Source organism: Roseovarius sp., from assembly GCF_965228755.1.
In the GTDB taxonomy this organism is placed as follows: domain Bacteria; phylum Pseudomonadota; class Alphaproteobacteria; order Rhodobacterales; family Rhodobacteraceae; genus Roseovarius.
Genome location: NZ_CBDDIG010000005.1, coordinates 1,161,905 through 1,177,625, shown reverse-complemented (window position 1 = coordinate 1,177,625; position 15,721 = coordinate 1,161,905). Strand labels below are relative to the sequence as shown.

General features: G+C 68.4%; 18 protein-coding genes. 5 read left to right on the top strand and 13 right to left on the bottom strand.

Annotated features, from left to right (window positions below; genetic code table 11):
* Nucleotides 1–184: 184 nt before the first annotated feature.
* Both ACO07J_RS09325 and ACO07J_RS09320 read right to left on the bottom strand, forming a co-directional pair.
* Entirely contained in the window at nt 185–1,711 is a 1,527-nt protein-coding gene (locus ACO07J_RS09325) for an AAA family ATPase (RefSeq protein ID WP_422028460.1), read from the bottom strand.
* A gap of 57 nt (nt 1,712–1,768) precedes the next feature.
* A complete protein-coding gene (locus ACO07J_RS09320; protein WP_422028458.1) occupies nt 1,769–2,215 on the bottom strand; it encodes a hypothetical protein in 447 nt (148 codons plus the stop codon).
* A gap of 295 nt (nt 2,216–2,510) precedes the next feature.
* Between ACO07J_RS09320 and ACO07J_RS09315 the strand changes: the two genes are divergently transcribed.
* A complete protein-coding gene (locus ACO07J_RS09315) occupies nt 2,511–2,780 on the top strand; it encodes a hypothetical protein (protein WP_422028456.1) in 270 nt (89 codons plus the stop codon).
* A 55-nt stretch (nt 2,781–2,835) separates the two neighbouring features.
* Here ACO07J_RS09315 and ACO07J_RS09310 read toward each other — a convergent pair whose 3' ends face one another.
* The 5 genes from ACO07J_RS09310 to ACO07J_RS09290 all read right to left on the bottom strand — a co-directional run bounded on the left by ACO07J_RS09310 (nt 2,836) and on the right by ACO07J_RS09290 (nt 6,223).
* A complete protein-coding gene (locus tag ACO07J_RS09310; RefSeq protein ID WP_422028454.1) occupies nt 2,836–3,396 on the bottom strand; it encodes a superoxide dismutase family protein in 561 nt (186 codons plus the stop codon).
* Between the two features lie 125 nt (nt 3,397–3,521).
* On the bottom strand, nt 3,522–4,112 hold the full coding sequence (locus ACO07J_RS09305; protein ID WP_422028452.1) for a BON domain-containing protein: 591 nt from the start codon (nt 4,110–4,112) through the stop codon (nt 3,522–3,524).
* Between the two features lie 141 nt (nt 4,113–4,253).
* Nucleotides 4,254–4,991 carry a hypothetical protein gene (locus tag ACO07J_RS09300; protein ID WP_422028450.1) on the bottom strand — a complete coding sequence of 246 codons (738 nt, stop codon included), beginning with the start codon at nt 4,989–4,991 and terminating at the stop codon, nt 4,254–4,256.
* Between the two features lie 21 nt (nt 4,992–5,012).
* Nucleotides 5,013–5,861 carry an SDR family oxidoreductase gene (locus ACO07J_RS09295; protein ID WP_422028448.1) on the bottom strand — a complete coding sequence of 283 codons (849 nt, stop codon included), beginning with the start codon at nt 5,859–5,861 and terminating at the stop codon, nt 5,013–5,015.
* Nucleotides 5,858–6,223, bottom strand: coding sequence for a hypothetical protein (locus tag ACO07J_RS09290; protein WP_422028446.1), 366 nt, complete (start codon nt 6,221–6,223; stop codon nt 5,858–5,860). Before ACO07J_RS09290 ends, ACO07J_RS09295 begins: the two co-directional genes overlap by 4 nt.
* A gap of 170 nt (nt 6,224–6,393) precedes the next feature.
* Between ACO07J_RS09290 and ACO07J_RS09285 the strand changes: the two genes are divergently transcribed.
* On the top strand, nt 6,394–8,856 hold the full coding sequence (locus ACO07J_RS09285) for a vitamin K epoxide reductase family protein (protein ID WP_422028444.1): 2,463 nt from the start codon (nt 6,394–6,396) through the stop codon (nt 8,854–8,856).
* 18 nt (nt 8,857–8,874) lie between these two features.
* Here the strand turns inward: ACO07J_RS09285 and ACO07J_RS09280 are convergent, their stop codons facing one another.
* Together ACO07J_RS09280 and ACO07J_RS09275 are read right to left on the bottom strand one after the other, a co-directional pair.
* Complete coding sequence (locus ACO07J_RS09280; RefSeq protein WP_422028442.1) at nt 8,875–9,054, bottom strand: hypothetical protein; 180 nt, start codon at nt 9,052–9,054, stop codon at nt 8,875–8,877.
* A gap of 25 nt (nt 9,055–9,079) precedes the next feature.
* Complete coding sequence (locus ACO07J_RS09275) at nt 9,080–9,442, bottom strand: STAS/SEC14 domain-containing protein (protein ID WP_422028440.1); 363 nt, start codon at nt 9,440–9,442, stop codon at nt 9,080–9,082.
* Between the two features lie 206 nt (nt 9,443–9,648).
* On the opposite strand from ACO07J_RS09275, the gene ACO07J_RS09270 reads away from it, so the two are divergent.
* Nucleotides 9,649–11,013: an APC family permease gene (locus ACO07J_RS09270; RefSeq protein ID WP_422028438.1), complete on the top strand. Its 1,365-nt coding sequence runs from the start codon at nt 9,649–9,651 to the stop codon at nt 11,011–11,013.
* A gap of 7 nt (nt 11,014–11,020) precedes the next feature.
* On the opposite strand, the gene ACO07J_RS09265 is transcribed toward ACO07J_RS09270, so the two are convergent.
* From ACO07J_RS09265 to ACO07J_RS09250, 4 genes are read right to left on the bottom strand one after another with little or no spacing between them, the layout of a single operon-like run.
* On the bottom strand, nt 11,021–11,782 hold the full coding sequence (locus ACO07J_RS09265) for an ABC transporter ATP-binding protein (protein WP_422028436.1): 762 nt from the start codon (nt 11,780–11,782) through the stop codon (nt 11,021–11,023).
* Nucleotides 11,779–12,723: an iron chelate uptake ABC transporter family permease subunit gene (locus ACO07J_RS09260; protein WP_422028434.1), complete on the bottom strand. Its 945-nt coding sequence runs from the start codon at nt 12,721–12,723 to the stop codon at nt 11,779–11,781. The genes ACO07J_RS09265 and ACO07J_RS09260 overlap by 4 nt, the downstream gene beginning before the upstream one ends.
* A complete protein-coding gene (locus ACO07J_RS09255) occupies nt 12,716–13,663 on the bottom strand; it encodes an ABC transporter permease (RefSeq protein WP_422028432.1) in 948 nt (315 codons plus the stop codon). Before ACO07J_RS09255 ends, ACO07J_RS09260 begins: the two co-directional genes overlap by 8 nt.
* Nucleotides 13,660–14,583, bottom strand: a complete 924-nt coding sequence (locus ACO07J_RS09250; RefSeq protein WP_422028430.1) for a siderophore ABC transporter substrate-binding protein — start codon at nt 14,581–14,583, stop codon at nt 13,660–13,662. Before ACO07J_RS09250 ends, ACO07J_RS09255 begins: the two co-directional genes overlap by 4 nt.
* Before the next feature lie 132 nt (nt 14,584–14,715).
* On the opposite strand from ACO07J_RS09250, the gene ACO07J_RS09245 reads away from it, so the two are divergent.
* Both ACO07J_RS09245 and ACO07J_RS09240 read left to right on the top strand, forming a co-directional pair.
* Entirely contained in the window at nt 14,716–15,015 is a 300-nt protein-coding gene (locus ACO07J_RS09245) for a DUF2218 domain-containing protein (RefSeq protein WP_422028428.1), read from the top strand.
* Nucleotides 15,016–15,142: 127 nt separating this feature from the next.
* Entirely contained in the window at nt 15,143–15,676 is a 534-nt protein-coding gene (locus ACO07J_RS09240; protein WP_422028426.1) for a hypothetical protein, read from the top strand.
* The last annotated feature ends 45 nt before the right edge of the window (nt 15,677–15,721 follow it).

Genomic DNA, 15,721 nt, shown 5'->3' with positions numbered 1-15,721 from the left:
CCGGAACCGACCTTCCGGTTTTTGCCGCGAACGGCCAGGATGGGTGACCGCCCGGTCGGTATTCGTCGACGGCGGGCAGAACGACCGGAGGCCGAGACACGTGACCAATGCGCCTGGGCGTTGGCCAAGGTCACGAAAACGGGGGGGGTCATGCCGCGAAAGCGGTCCTGACCGGCGCCGGGCATCACGTCCGGGGGGTCACGCCCAGCTGTTGTGCCGCGGCGGCTTCCACCACTTCGATCCCGCCCGAGGTGTCGATCCGGGGCCAGTCGGCCGGCCCGGTATCCGTTTGCGTCTGCCGGCGCACCACGTCGGCATCGGCATCGGAGGCGTCGCCTTGCCGCGCGGTCACGCGGCGGGTGAGCGTTTCGACCGGGGCCTCGAGCCAGAGACCGGTGAACGGCACCGACAGCTCCTTTGCCAGTTGCCCGACGCCGCGCCGTTCGTCCGGCGACAGGAAGGTGGCGTCGAGCAGCACCGACTGGCCCGCGGCGAGCAGGTAGCGGGCGCGATCGGTCAGCCGGGTGTGGACCGCGCGGGCGGCCTCGGCGGTATAACTGTCCGCCGGCAGCCGGTCCTCGGGCGCGACGCCGGCCAGCGCCTTGCGTTCCAGGTCACTGCGCAGGTGGACCGCGCCGGGCTGCCGTCCGATCGCCGGGGCGAGCCGACGTGCGAGGGTCGTCTTGCCGGTGCCTGACAGGCCCCCCACCGCCACGAGGCGCGGGCCGGGGTCGTTCAGCGCGTCGAGCGCCGTCTTGAGATAGCCTTGCGCCGCGTCGCGCATTTCCGCGGGATCGCCCGCGCCGGTCTGGACCGTGACCATCGCCCTGATTCCGGCCCGCAGGGCGAGGAAGACGGGCAGCGCCGCCAGCCCGGCATCCTGCCGCCCTTGATGTGCGAAAAGCCACGCGTTCAGCACGATGTTGGCGGGCCGGGACAGGCCACGGTTCAGCAGGTCCATGACGAGGAAGGCGAGGTCGTAGAGCACGTCACAGGTGCCCAGCTCCTCGTCGAATTCCAGCGCATCGAACAGCACCGGCCTGCCGTCGATCAGCACGAGGTTGCGCAGGTGCAGGTCGCCGTGACAGCGACGGAGGTGCCCCTCCGCGGCGCGGCTGTCGAGCAGCGGCGAGGCGTGGTCGAAGGCGGCGCGGGTCTGGCGGGCGAATGCCGTGATCCGGTCGGGGCCGAGCGTGTCCTTCATCCCGGCAAAGGCGCTCTCCAGCTCGTCGAGGATGGCGGCCATGCGGTCGGCGCCAGTGCCGTCGCGCCGCGGGGCGGTGTCGTGGTAGGCGGCGATCTCGTGCCCGAGCCTGTCGGCCAGCTCGTCGGTCAGCGCGCCACGGGCGGCCACCTCGGAAAGCTCGTCCTCCTTCGGGAACCGGTGCATCCGGAGGACCCATTCCACCGTCTCGCCGTCCCCGTCGAGGGCAAGCCCGTCGCCGTCGCGCGTGACCGGCACGACATCGCGGTAGATCTGCGGCGCGGCCGGCCGGTTCAGCTCGAGCTCGCGGCGGAGCATCTTCTCGCGGGTCGCAAGCGCCGTGTAGTCGAGATAGTCGAAATGCACCGCCTTCTTGACCTTCAGCGCGGTGTCCCCGGCCAGGAAGACATGCGCCCCGTGGGTTTCGACGTGATCGGGGGGCGTGCCGCGATGGGTGGCGGGATCGCCGAGAAAGGATATGACCTTGTCCTGGCTGTCGCCCGTCATGGTATCGGCCTTTCAGACGTCGAGGGTCGTGGTGATGTCACCCCTGGCCCGCCGGCCTCAGGACAGGCGCCCCCCGGGCGTCTCGGGGCCGTCGTGCGGCAGGGTCGGCGCCTCGCCCGGCATCTCGAGGCCTTGCGGCCCCCTGCCCAGCACGAGGGATTCGACCGTGCGCAGAACGCAGGTGTCGCTGAAGGGTTTCACGATCACGTCGTAATCCTGCATCGCCTCGGGCAGGTCGTGCAGCGGGTTGGCACCGTCGGTGAGGAAAAGCACCGGACAGGCCCGGTCGGCCAGCCGCGCCGCGGTATCGAGCCGCTGGCGGCGTTCGCGCCGCCCCAGGTCGACGATGCCGAGATCCGGCATGGCGAGGTCGATGGCGCGGTTGGCGATTTCGGCGGAACTGCAGACGATGACCGGATGGTATCCCTTTTCTTCCAGCATCGACGCCACGTCGAGCGCGACGACCTTCTGATCTTCGAGGATCAGCACCCTGCGGGCAGACATGGGCATCCCTTTCTCGAGGTTCGGTCTTTCCCCCGATATCTGGTTCCAGGCCGGCGGGCGCAACCCGGAGTGACAACATTGTCAGTCTCCGGCCGCGTCTGTGCTGCCGTTCGGCATGACGAGCAGTAGCGCCACCCTACACGACCCGGCGCCTCATGGATAGGTAGATCGGCGCGCGCCCTCCGCCAGTGTTGAGCGGACTCTCTCTTGCCGGCAGGCGGAAACCGGCCAGAGGACGCGCTGCGGCCGGGAACCTTCGGGGGCCTGCGCTGTTGGCTCGACAGGAGGCGCACCAATGCCACATATGCCCGATATCAACAGGTTCCGGACCCGCGAGGGCGGATTCGTCGGACCGGAGGAGTTGCACGAGCTGCTGCTTGACGCGGGGTATTCCGCGGGTGATCGCGAGCAATACCTCAAATCCCTCCTGACCGGCCTGTCGCAGGCCGAGGCCGAACACGCGCATCACCGCGAGGGGCGCGACGCCCTGATGCGAGAGGTCGAGGACATCCTTTCGGATGAACAGGACAAGCAGGGCAACGACCGGCCATCGGACGAGAGCTGAAACCTGGCAATGCCTGACGGTGCCGGGCCCCTGTCCGGGCCCGGCACCGGGTGTGTCACTCGATCTCGGCGCAGGCGATGCGTTCGCCGGCATCGCCCGAAGACTGGCTTTCGTAATCGTCGAAGCCGCCATGCAGGACGAGCGCGCGGCCCGAGACATCGCCGTCCCCGCCACCGAGCGAGGCGAAGGTGTTGAGCACCTGGGCCTTCAGCGTCCCGTCGGCGGCGACATACTGGTTCGGCATGTCGCCGGTATGCGGGCCGTCCTCGAGCAGGAAGCCGTGCTTGGTATCGCCGGCATTGTAGTGGCCGCCGGCGGATTTGAACCCATCCTCGGGGTCGCATGTCCCCTCTTCATGGATATGGAACCCGTGCCAGCTTTCGGGGGGCAGGTTCTGCAGGTTCAGCTCGATCATCAGCCCATGCGGTGTGCCGGTCAGCGTGGCGGTGCCGGTTTCTTCGCCCTCGGCCGAGAGGAAGGTCACCTCCTGCGTGGGGGCGGCGGTGTCGCTGTCCTGGGCCATGGCTGCCGGGGCAAGCCCGAGGCACAGCGTGGCTGCCGCGGCGCTGCACAGGGTGCGGGGAAGGCTTGACGGGGAAAGGGTGGAGTGGGTCATTGAGGGATGTCCTTTCTCGGATGGGCAGCGGGCGCACCGCCCGGGGGTCGGGCGGTGCGGCTTGCTGCACGGATGGAAAACCGGAACGCTCCGGGAAATGTTCCTGCGGGGTCCGGCGTGTGGTGTCACCGGGCCGCCTGTTCGACGCGGAGGTTGTTCTGCACGTGGACCACGCCGGACACGCTGTCGGCGCAATCCTCGGCATGCCGCTTGGCACGGCGCGAGTCGACGGTGCCGTCGAGCGTGACCTCGCGGTCCTTGACGCTGACCGCGATTTCGGTGGCGTCGACATGCCGGTCGTCGGTCAGCCGGTCGTTGACGTCCTCCTCGATCCGGGCGTCGGAACGGACGTAGTTCCTGGGCCCGCGGCCGCGGTGGTCGGCCTCGCGACGTTCCTCCGCCGCGTCATCTCCGAACCACGAGGCGACCTCGTCCCCGGCGCGGTCAAGCATGCCGCGTTCCTCGTAGCCGCGCGGCGGTTGGCGGTGTCCGTAGTCCGACCGGCGCGGGGCGTGGCCCGGGTAGCCGGTGGGCAGGCCGGGTTCCGGTGCGGGATAGACCGGCACCGGCCACGGGTACCCGGCCCCGGGAAAGGTGCCGGCGCCATAGGCCGCCGCATCGCGGGGCCCGCCGTATTCGTCTTCGTAGCCGTAGGGGCCCGGCCGCTCGTGCCGGTGGCGGCGGGCCAGTTCCATGCGGGCTTCGTGGTCTGTCATGTGATCGGGTCTTCGGGGCATCGTGGCCTCCTTTGCGAAACACGCCGGTCGGCCGGCGTCGTGAGTTTCACCATCAAAACGAACCGCCGCGCGGGACGGTTCCATCTCTGCCATGGCAACGAGACCGGCCGCGGGTCCGGGTCATTCCAGCAGGTCGGCTTCCCAGTATTCGGTGCCGTCCGTGTGCTGGCCGTCGATCAGCGCGGCCACCGTCCGGATCGCGGCGCGGGCGCTGCCGATGGGCAGGCCGAAACGCGACCAGTTGTCGTGCCCTTCGCCATCGTGAAGCGGCACGACGGCGTCGTACCGCCAGGCTTCGTGCATCTCGTCATAGGCGCTGGTGGCGCGGGTTTCGATATCGTCGAGATCGGGACGAGAGAGCATGCCCTGCTGCAGGGTGGTGCGGTAGAGCAGCTTGCGGCGCTGGATCTGCGTGACCAGCGCCTCGCGGTCGAGCCCGGCCTCCTGCGCCGCGCGGAGTTCGTCGCGCGACAGCGGCGTCAGGAAGATGGACAGGGTGTCGTAGCGGTCCAGCACCCCCGCCTCGCGCAGCTTCGCCGGCAGCCGCGGGTTGCCTTCGTACAGCGCGTGACTCCCCTTCTCGTGGATCCGGTCGATGGCCGCGAGTTCCAGCGCCTGAAGGTCGCCACGATTGTCGACCACCACGTGCCCGTCATCGTCGCGCAGCGCCTCGATCTCCTCGCGGGTGCGGAAATGGTAATCCTTGCCGTCCTCCTCTCCCGGGCGGCGGGCGCGGTCGGTGGTCAGGACCAGGGTTTCCAGCGTTTCGGCAACCCTGGGGCAGAGCGTGCCGATCCCCTTGACCAGCGGGCTTTTCCCGATGCAGGACGGGCCGGAGATCAGGATCAGCCTGGGCATGGCCCCGCCTTTCTCATCGGCCTAGTCCGCCGTCGGCGCGCCGCCATCCGGGTGCAGCACGTGGCCGGTCATGAAGGAGCTGTCCTGGCAGGCGAGGAACAGGAGGGAGGGCGCCACCTCGTTGGGCTGACCGGGGCGGCCCATCGGATTGCCTTCGCCGAAGGTTTCCACCTTTTCCGGCGGGAAGGAGGCGGGGATCAGCGGTGTCCAGATCGGCCCCGGCGCCACGCCGTTGACGCGGATGCCGCGCGGCGCCAGCTTGTGCGCCAGCGCCCGGGTGAAGGACAGGATCGCGCCCTTGGTGGCGGAATAGTCGATCAGCAGGTCTTCGCCCCGGTAGGCGGTGACGGAGGTGGTGGCGACGATCGCCCCGCCATCGTCGAGATGCGGCAGCGCGGCCTGCACCATGAACATCTGGCCGAAGATGTTGGTGCGGAAGGTGGCCTCGATCTGCTGTTCCGAGACATCCTCGAACTCTTCCTGCCCGTGCTGTTCGGCGGCGTTGTTGACCAGGATATCGAGGCGTCCCCACGCCCCGGCCACCTGCGCCACGGCATCGAAGCAGAAGCGCCGGTCGCCCACGTCGCCGCGGATCGCCATGCCCTCGGCCCCCTCGGCGCGGATGGCGTCGAGCGTGTCCTCGGCATCGCGGTCCTCGTTCAGGTAGAGGATGGCGACCTTGGCCCCTTCGCGGGCGAAGAGCACGGCGGTGGCTCGCCCGATGCCGGAATCGCCGCCGGTGATCAGGGCCACCTTGCCCTTGAGCCGGCCGGAGCCGGGATAGCGCGGCATGTAGTCGGGCGCGGGCGACATCTCGTGTTCGAGGCCCGGCTGCTGGTCCTGTACGCGGTTGTCGGAATACTGCGTCATGAGAACCCTCCGAAGGCGATGAGAACGGCGATGACGGCGATGGCCCCGGCCACCAGCGCCAGCAGGACACGCGGGCGCAGGCGTGACCCCTGCAGCTCGGCCGGGCCACGCTTGCGGTCTGCGGGCTCGGCGCGGCCGGCTTCGGCGGAACTGGCCACCGCCACCTCCTCGGCTGTGGGGGGCTTGCCCGCGGCCTCGGCATCGGTGCCCAGCGGCGCGGCGGCAGGATCGGCGGCCGCGGCCTTGTCGGCGGCGCCACCCCGGTCGATGTGATCGCGCAGGCGGGTGACCGCCGCGGAGCCGTTGGTCCTGTCGGCGGTTTCGGTCTCGGGGCGGCGGGGGGGCGAGCTATCCTGCGTCATGTCTTTCCAACAAGCCCGGCGCGCGGAAGTTCCGGGTCGCGCGCCGATCTCGCCGGAATCTGCCGATCCGGGTGGCACGCAAACCGGAACATCAGCACGCCCGCTTACGTTGTTTTCCGGGATGTCTCGCCCCGCCCGTATCCGGCGAGCCAAAAGGAAAGCCGCAAGCCTTGAGCACCAGGAAACGCCCGACAGTCGTCATCACCGGAGCGATGGGCCGGATCGGCCAGCAACTGCGCGCCCGCCTGTCGCGACACTACAACGTGGTCGGGCTCGACCTGCCGGATGCGGCCGAAGGCAAGTGCATCGGCTGCGACCTGACCGACCCGGCCTCGGTCGAGCTGGCCTTTCGTACGCTGGCCGAGGAGCACGGGCGCGCCATCGCCTCGGTCATCCACCTAGCCGCCTATTTCGACTTCTCGGGCCGCGAGAGCCCGCTTTACGAGAAGGTCAATGTCGGCGGCACGCACAACCTGGTCCGGGGCCTGCAGGAGTTCGAGGTCGAGCAGTTCGTCTTTTCCGGCACCATGCTGGTGCACGCCCCCACCCGCCCCGGCGAGCTGATCGATGAAAGCTCGCCCCTCGGGCCCCGCTGGGCCTATCCGCAATCCAAGGCCGAGACCGAGGCGGTCCTCCGCGAGGAGGCGGGCGGTATTCCCGTGCTCTTCCTGCGGCTGGCCGGGCTTTACGACGACACCACCGCGGTGCCGACCCTGTCGCACCAGATCGCCCGGATCTACGAGCGCGACATGGAATCGCATGTCTATGCCGGCGACACCTCCGCCGGGCAGGCCTTCCTGCACCAGGAGGACATGCTGGACCTGTTCGAGCGGGCGGTCGACCGGCGGGGCGAACTGGAACCGGGGCTCGAGGTGCTGGCGGGCGAGCCGGAGGTGATGAATTACGATGCCCTGCAACACCGGATCGGCGGGCTGATCCATGGCGAGGAGGACTGGCAGACCCTGTCGCTGCCGCCCTCCGTCGCGCGGCTTGGCGCCAAGCTGCAGGTGCGGGCCGAGCCGGTGGTTCCGGATGCCTTCGACGAGGGTGAGACGCCGTTCATCCGGCCCTTCATGATCGACATGGCCTCGGATCATTACGCGCTCGACATTACACGGGCGCGCGAGCGGCTGGGCTGGTCGCCGGACCACCGAATTTACGACGGGCTGGAGGCGCTGGTCGCCTCGCTCAAGGACGACCCGGCGGGCTGGTACCGCGCCAACGGGATCAAGCCGCCGGCCTGGCTGCGCTCGGCCGATGAGCGGAGCGAGGATGCCGAGGCGCTGCGCGTCCGCCACGAGCGGCGTTACCGCGAGGCGCATCGCGACGGGCTGTGGGCGCATTGGGTCAATGCCGGGCTGGGCGTCTGGCTGATGAGCGCGCCGGCGCTCTTGGGCTACGAGGATACGTGGATGACCGTCAGCGACGTGGTCGCGGGGGCGCTGGTCATCGTCTTCGCCTTCCTGTCGATGTCCTGGCGCCTCTGGCCCGCGCGGTGGGTGACGGCCGGCCTGGGCGTCTGGGTGATGGCGGCGCCTTTGCTGTTCTGGGCGCCGACGGCCGCGGCTTATGCCAACGGCACGCTGGTGGGGATGCTGGTCGCGGGCTTCGCCGTGGCGATCCGCCCGCCGCCGGGCGTGTCGGCCGCCGCGGCGCAATCCGGGCCGGTGGTGCCGCCGGGGTGGAGCTATTCGCCCTCGGACTGGTTCCAGCGCCTGCCGGTGATCCTGCTGGCCGTCGTCGGCCTGATCATCTCGCGTTACCTGACGGGCTACCAGCTCGAAAGCCTGCCGGGGATCTGGGAGCCGTTCTTCGAGGGCACCGTGCCGGGCAAGAACGGCTCGGAGCAGATCACCACATCGGACGTGTCGGAGGCATGGCCGGTTCCGGACGCGGGTGTGGGCGCGCTGACCTACGGGCTGGAGATCCTGGTGGGCGCCATCGGCTCGGCCTCGCGCTGGCGGACGATGCCGTGGCTGACGGTGCTGTTCGGCATCATGATCGTGCCGCTGGGCGCGGTGTCGATCTTCTTCATCGTGATTCAGCCGATCCTGATCGGTACCTATTGCACGCTCTGCCTGATCGCGGCGGCGGCGATGGTGCTGCAGATCCCCTTCTCGGTCGACGAGATGGTCGCGACCTACCAGTTCCTGCGCCGCCGCCACAAGGCCGGGCAGCCGTGGCTCAAGGTGTTCTTCACCGGCGATACCGACGAGGGGCCGACGCGCTTTCCGGCCGAGGATTTCGAGCGCGGCCCGCGTGAGATCCTCCGCGACATGCTGACCGGTGGCATGACCCTGCCCTGGACGCTGGCGGCGAGTGCGGCGCTGGGGGTCGGGCTGATGCTGCTGCCGATCTTCGTGACGTGGGAAAGCCCGATGGCCGGCACCTTCCACGTGGCCGGCGCGCTGGCGATCACCGCGGCGGCCACGGCGCTCGCGCCGGTCGCGCGGCTGGCGCGGGTGTTCAACATGGTCATCGGAGTGGCGCTGCTCTTCGCGCCGTTCGTGGTGGAGGCGAGCTGGGGCGTGTTCGCCATCTCGGCCGTGGCGGGGCTGGCGCTGATTGCGCTCAGCATCCCGCGCGGGGCGGTGCATGACAGTTATGGCGATTGGGACAGGCTGATCCGCTGAACGGCCCTGGCCTTTGTCCTATTGTGGCTCGGGCGGCGTTTCGTCAGGCCAGCGGGGCGCCTCGCGCGGTTCGTCGGGCACTTCGCGGGGCTCGGGCGGCACCTCGTCGGGCTGGCCGGGCAGTTCGTCCGGGCTTGGTGCGGGCACCTCGTTGGGCTGGCGTCCGGCCTTCAGGGTATGAGGGGTTGGTTCCAACATTGTAGTTCTCCTTAGGGATAACCGCTCAGTCGGCGGCGGCCCAGTCCTCGGCCTTGTCGACCTGGTCGCGCAGGAAGAACTCGACATCGGCGCTGGTCAACGCCTCGGCCGCCTTGGCGCTCAGCTTCTCGCCGCTCGTGCCACCGACCACGGCGATGCGGCGGAAATCGTCGAAATGGCGGGCATCGAACTTCAGATCCTTCCAGAGCGCGGCAATGTCCCAGCCGCGCATGTCGTCCAGCTCGACCACGGCATTCAGCTTGCCGCCCGACTGCTCGATCGCCTGTTCGATCTCGGGCACGGCGGTGTCGTATTCCTTCGACGTCAGCTTGCCGCTCACGCGGATGGTGACGAGCCTTTTCGCGGGGGTATGGCCGATCTCGATCATCTGCTTTCTCCTTTTCGTCGGCTGCGGTCATGGGCAAAACGCGGGCCTCGTGCGTGACGTTCCCCGACAGGCCGTGGCGCCGTCGGCGGAATGCCGCCCCCTGCCCCGGCCGCTCACACCGGATCGCGTTTTCGTGAGCGGCGCGGGGAACCGGGCCGGGCCAGGCCGGGTTGATCCCGTGACCCAGACTTTGCGGAGAGCCGGCCATGGCCCAGACCACCGATCCGACCCGCCCCTCCGACACGGCAGACGCGACCGATACCAAGCTCAAGCGCGCCATCGGTCCGGGCCTGCTTCTGCTCTTCATCGTGGGCGACGTGCTGGGCACCGGCATCTACGCCCTGACCGGCAAGGTGGCCGAGGAAGTCGGCGGCATGGTCTGGGTGCCGTTCCTCGTGGCCTTTGCCGTGGCCACGCTGACCGCCTGCAGCTATCTCGAACTGGTCACCAAGTACCCCAAGGCGGCGGGCGCGGCGCTTTACACGCAGAAGGCCTTCGGCATCCATTTCGTCACCTTCCTCGTGGCCTTCGCGGTGATGTCCTCGGGCCTCACCTCCTCGGCCACGGCGGCACGGGCCTTTGCCGAGAACTTCTCGACCGGCTTCGCTTTCGAGTTCGGGCCGGTCGCGGTGACGGTGATCGGGCTGGCCTTCATCGGGGCGATCGCGCTCATCAACCTGCGCGGGGTCAGCGAGGGCGTGCTGCTCAACGCCGTCTTCACCTGTATCGAGCTGACCGGCCTGATCATCATCATCGGCATCGGCGTCATGGTCTTCGGCGCGGGCGAGGCGGATATCGGCAAGGCGTTCGAGTTCGAAAGCTCGGACGGGATATTCTGGCCGGTGATCGCGGGCACCACGCTGGCCTTCTTCGCCATGGTGGGGTTCGAGGATTCGGTGAACATGGCCGAGGAGACGAAGCACCCCTCGCGGACCTTTCCCAAGGTGCTGTTCGCCGGGCTGGCGATTGCGGCGCTGCTTTACCTGATCGTCTCGATCGTGGCGATTTCCATCGTGCCGGTCGAGGATCTGGCCGAGGGCGACACGCCGCTTCTGAAGGTGGTCGAGACCGGCGCGCCGGCCTTTCCGCCGTGGGTGTTCGGGCTGATCACCATGATCGCCGTAGGCAACTCGGCCCTGATCAACCTGCTGATGGCCAGCCGGCTTGTCTATGGCATGAGCGAGGAAGGCGTACTGCCCCGGGTGCTGGGCCGGGTGAACCGGTCGCGGAAGACGCCGGTGACGGCGATCCTTTTCACTTCGCTCCTGGCGGCGGGGCTGGTGACCTTCGTGGGCGCGGTGCCGGAGCTTGGCGGGACGACCGCGCTGCTGCTGCTGGCCGTGTTCACGGTGGTGAACGTGGCCGTGCTGGTGCTGCGAAGCGACAAGGTCGAGCACGAGCATTTCGAGAGCCCGACCGCCGTGTCGGTGGCGGGCGCGCTGAGCTGTGCCTTCCTCGTGGGCCCGTGGACGGGGCGCGACCCGGCGCAATACACGATCTCGGCGGTGCTGATCGGGATTGGCGTGGCGCTCTGGCTGGTCACGCGGCTGTGGATGCGGCGTTCGGAGTAGGCGCGCCTCAGCGTGAGACCACCACCGGCCGTCCCTCGTGGTCGAGCACATCGAAGGGCGTCTCGTAAAGCTTGCCCAGCACATCCGGCGTCAGGATCTCGGCGCTTTCCCCGCTGGCGTGAATGCGCCCGTCCTTCATCGCCACGACCCGGTCGGCCCATGTGGCCGCGGCGTTGATGTCGTGCAGCACGACCACCACCGAGCGCGCCTCCGGCCCCGGCCGGGTCAGCTCGTGCAAGCGGTGCATCAGGTCGCGGGCATATTTCGGGTCAAGCGCGTTGAGCGGCTCGTCAAGCAGCAGCCACGGGGTCGACTGGGCCCAGACCATCGCCACCTGCGCCCGCTGCCGCTGCCCGCCCGAAAGGGTTTCGAGCGCGCGGTCGGCCATGCTGCCCAGCTCGAACGTCTCGAGCGCGGCCTGGGTCAGCCGGGCATCCTCTGGCCCCGGGCGGCCCTGGTGATGCGGCCAGCGGCCGAAGGCCACCAGATCACGCACCGTCAGGCGGTTGACGATGGTCTGCGACTGCTGAAGCAGCGCCACGGCGCGGGCCCGGTCGCGATCGGCCAGCACCAGGACCGGCGCGTCGTCGATATACACCGCACCCGCAGCCGGACTGATCAGCCCCGCCAGGCAGTGCAGCAACGTGGATTTTCCCGCGCCGTTCGGCCCGATCAGCGCGGTGATGCCGCCCGAGGGGATCTCGACCGAGACATCGGACAGGATGCGGGCGCCGCCCGCCTCGTGGCTGAGATTGTAAACCGTGATCAAAGGCGCCTCCGGCCGAAAACGAGTGCGAGGAACAGCAGCCCGCCGAGGAACTCGACCACCACGCCAAGCGCCCCCTGCTGGCCCAGCAGCCGCTCGAACAGGAACTGCCCGGCGACAAGGGTGATGGCGCCGATGACCGCGGCGGCGGGCAGGAGCAGCGCGTGGCGGTTTTCCGGCACCACCTCGCGCGCAAGGCTGGCGGCGATCAGGCCGAGGAAGGTCATGGGCCCGACCAGCGCGGTCGCCGCCGAGACCAGCACCGCCACGAGCGCCAGCGCCTGCATCACCACCCGGTCATAGCCCAGCCCCAACCCCCGCGCCACGGGCCGGCCAAGCGCCGCCACGTCGAGCGACGGCGCCAGCCGCAGCGCGCCCAGCATGGCCAGCGCGATCAGCCCCCCGGCGACGCCAAGGTTGGCGGTCTCGACGCTGTTGAAACTGGCGAAGGTGACGAATTGCAGGATCGAGAATTCCGACGGGTCGAGCAGCCGTTGCGCGAAATCCGACAACCCGCGCAGGAGCAGGCCCAGCACAATGCCGGTCAGCACCATGCGCGCAATATCCTCGGCCCCGCGCCGCAGCAGGATATGGAACAGCAAGAGCGCCGCGCCGGTCATCAGCGCGGTCTCGCCCAGAAAGGTGAGGTTGGGGTGAAGCTGGGTGAAGCCCACGCCGCCCAGAACCAGCACCAGCATCGTCTGCAGGAAAATGAAGAGCGCGTCGAACCCGACGATTCCGGGCGTCAGCAGCCGGTTGCCGACGATGGTCTGGAACTGCACCGTCGCCGCCCCGGTGGCCGCGCCCACGAGGATCAGCGCCGCCAGTTTCCCGGCCCTGAGCGACAAGATGAAGCCCACCGGCTCGCGCAGGTGCCATGTCAGGAACAGCAGCGCGGCGGCGAGCAGCACGCCGGTCAGCATCAGCACGCGGCGGTCAGCCATGGGCACGCCGTGCCGGCCGGGCGTTGAGCATCCACAGGAAGACGCAGGCGCCGAAGACGGCAAAGATCGTGCCCGCCGGGATCTCGTAGGGCGGGCGCAGGACCCGGCCGAGGATATCCGCCGAAAGCACCGAGGCCGCCCCGAGCGCCGCCACCACCGGCAGGTTGGCCCGCAAATTGTCGCCGCGCCAGCGTGAAACGATATTGGGTGCCAGAAGCCCCACGAAGGGCAGATAGCCCACCGTCACCACGATCACCGCGGTGATCACCGCCACCGCCGCCAGCCCGAGGCCCCGCGTCTGGGCATAGTTCAGCCCAAGGCTGCGCGCCTGCGCCTCGCCGAAGCCCAGAAGCGTGATGCGGTCGGCGATGGCATAGAGCAGCACGGCGATGATCGCCACGATCCAGAGCATTTCGTACCGGCCCTGCATCACGCCCGAGAACTCGCCCAGCCGCCAGGTGCCGAGATACTGCATCAGGTCGGTCGTCCACGCGATCCAGATCGCCGAGGAAAACAGGATGCCGCCATAGATCAGCCCGATGATCGGCAGAAGCATCGGGTCATGCCGCGGGATGGCGCGGGCGATGAGCAGGAAGAGCCCCATGCCCAGAAGCGCCGCGACCGCCGCCACCGACATCTTGGTCACGATCGCCGCGCCGGGTGCCAGAAGAGTGATCGCCAGCAAACCCAGCATCGCCGCCTCGGGCGTGCCGATCAGCGACGGCTCGACCATGCGGTTCTGCACCGATTGCTGCACCACGACGCCCGCCAGCGCCAGCCCGACACCGGTCAGCAGCGCGGCGGCGGTGCGGGGAAAGCGGCTGATCGCCAGGATCCAGCCCGCGTCAAGCTGCCCCGAGAAGATCGAGGTGGCGCCGACGCAGAGGCTGACCGCCGACAGCCCGCCCAGCAGCAGCGCCCAGGCAACCCATGGCTTCAAGAACCGGACCCCTCGCCGCCGAAGGCCGCGATCAGCTCGTCCAGCGTGCCCAGCATCGACTGGATCCCGCCGCCGGCGATGTAAAGCGGGCCGGAGGAGAGGTAGAGGATGCGCCCCTCCTTCGCCGCCGTGGTGCCCCTGACCAGCGGGTTGTCCAGCGTCGCGGCGGCCGCGTTCCCGGCATTCGCCGCGTCGCCGATGGCCGCGCCCCGGTCGATTACCAGGAGCCAGTCGGGGTCGATCTCGGCCAGGAACTCGAACGAGACCGCCTCGCCATGGGTTTCCGCCGCGACGCCCGGATAAGCTTCCGGCAGGCCCGTCGCCGTGTGCAGCCAGCCATAGCGGCTGTCATCGCCATAGGCGGAAATCTTGCCGCCATTGGTCAGCAGGATCAGCCCGTCGCCCTTGCCCTCGATCGCCTCGCGCGCCTCGGCCAGCTTCGCGTCAAGCTGCGCCAGAAGCGCGTCGGCCTCGGCGGTCTTGCCGAAGAGCTTGCCATAGGAGGTCAGCCGCGCCTTGGCCTGCCCCACCATGTCGGCGCCCCAGATCGTCATGTCGATGGTGGGCGCGATGCGCGACAACGCGTCGATCTGCGGCGAAGAGCGGCCGCCGGCGACGATCAGGTCGGGGCCCATCACCGCCAGCGCCTCGAAATCCGGCTCGAAGAGTGTGCCGACGGGCGTGGTCTCTCCTGCTGCCGCCTCGATGTATGGCAGGTAGAGCGGCCGCGGCGCGCCGTCGACCAGCACCCCGAGCGCCGCAAGCGTGTCGAGTGCCGCGATGTCGAACACCGCCACGCTTTCCGGCCCGGCGGGCACCGCGACATCTCCGCGCGCGGTTTCCACCGTCACCTCTTCGGCCCATGCCGGGCCCGAGGCGCAAAGGAACGCGGCCAGCCCGGCCGCCACAAGGGATTTCATCGCAGGACGCTCCTGATCAACGGGGTGCGCGGGGCTTGCGGATCGCTGGCGGCGCGGGTCGGCCACTGGATACGCCCTTGTCAGCGGAGGGCGCAAGGCTTAATTCTTTCCAAAACAGTCAGGAATGTGAGAATGACCGAGACCCTCAAGGCCGAAACCGGCGTCTTCCCCACGCAGAACGCCAGCAAGTACCTCCAGCAGCTGTGCAAGCACTTCGCCCACAAGGTCGAGGTCGACTACGATGCCGAGACCGGCAAGGCCGCCCTGCCCCCGGGCCCGGCGGAACTGCACGCCACCGACAGCGACCTGACGGTGCGGATCACGGGCGAAGACGACGCGGCGCTGAAGGTGGCGCGCTATATCATCGACTCGCATCTCGCCCGCTTCGCCTTCCGCGAGAATTTCGAGACGATGGACTGGCAGGCGGTCTGAACGGGCGCTCCGGTTCGGCGCTTTGCAGTTCGTGGTACAGACGAGTTTCAGGTACATCGACGTGCAATGTCGGAATCGAGCCCAAGTTTGTCTTCGAGTTCAGCAACGAACGTCGTAGTAAACCTCCATGAGCGCACCAGAAGGCACACCCTATACGGCAGAGGTTTTTGCGGAACTCGTTTTGAACCGCGTCGCTGGACCTCAAGTTGTCGCATGGGCCGAGGCGATGCTGCTGGCCGGGTTCGATAGCGATTACCTGATTATACTGGTCGGCGAAGTTCCACCGTACAATCAATTTGAACTCAAGGAACTGCTCCAACGGACCGGGCGGGAACTTGAAGTGCCCCCGATTTCCTCGGACAAAGAAGCGCTGGAGATCCTGGTTACGTGTCACATCAGAAGGCATGCAAAGGGATGGACAAGTCGCGCGCAGACATTGGCGGCGATCTCCAGACTGGCCAATGAGGAAGAGTTCCCGCCTGACGCACTCGACTTCTACTTTCTCGATTGTGCCGTGGAGGATTTGAAAAGTTTTGGAAATTTCGCACCTCATTGGCCGGAGGCCAATCCATCAAACATAGACGGTATTATTCAAGGAAAGTTCGACACCTGGCTGACCGCGCATCCCCTTGAAAAGTGGAGAGACCGGGAATGGGTCTAGGTCCAGCAATCTGATCGACCTCGGGGCTCGGCCAAGTGATGCATC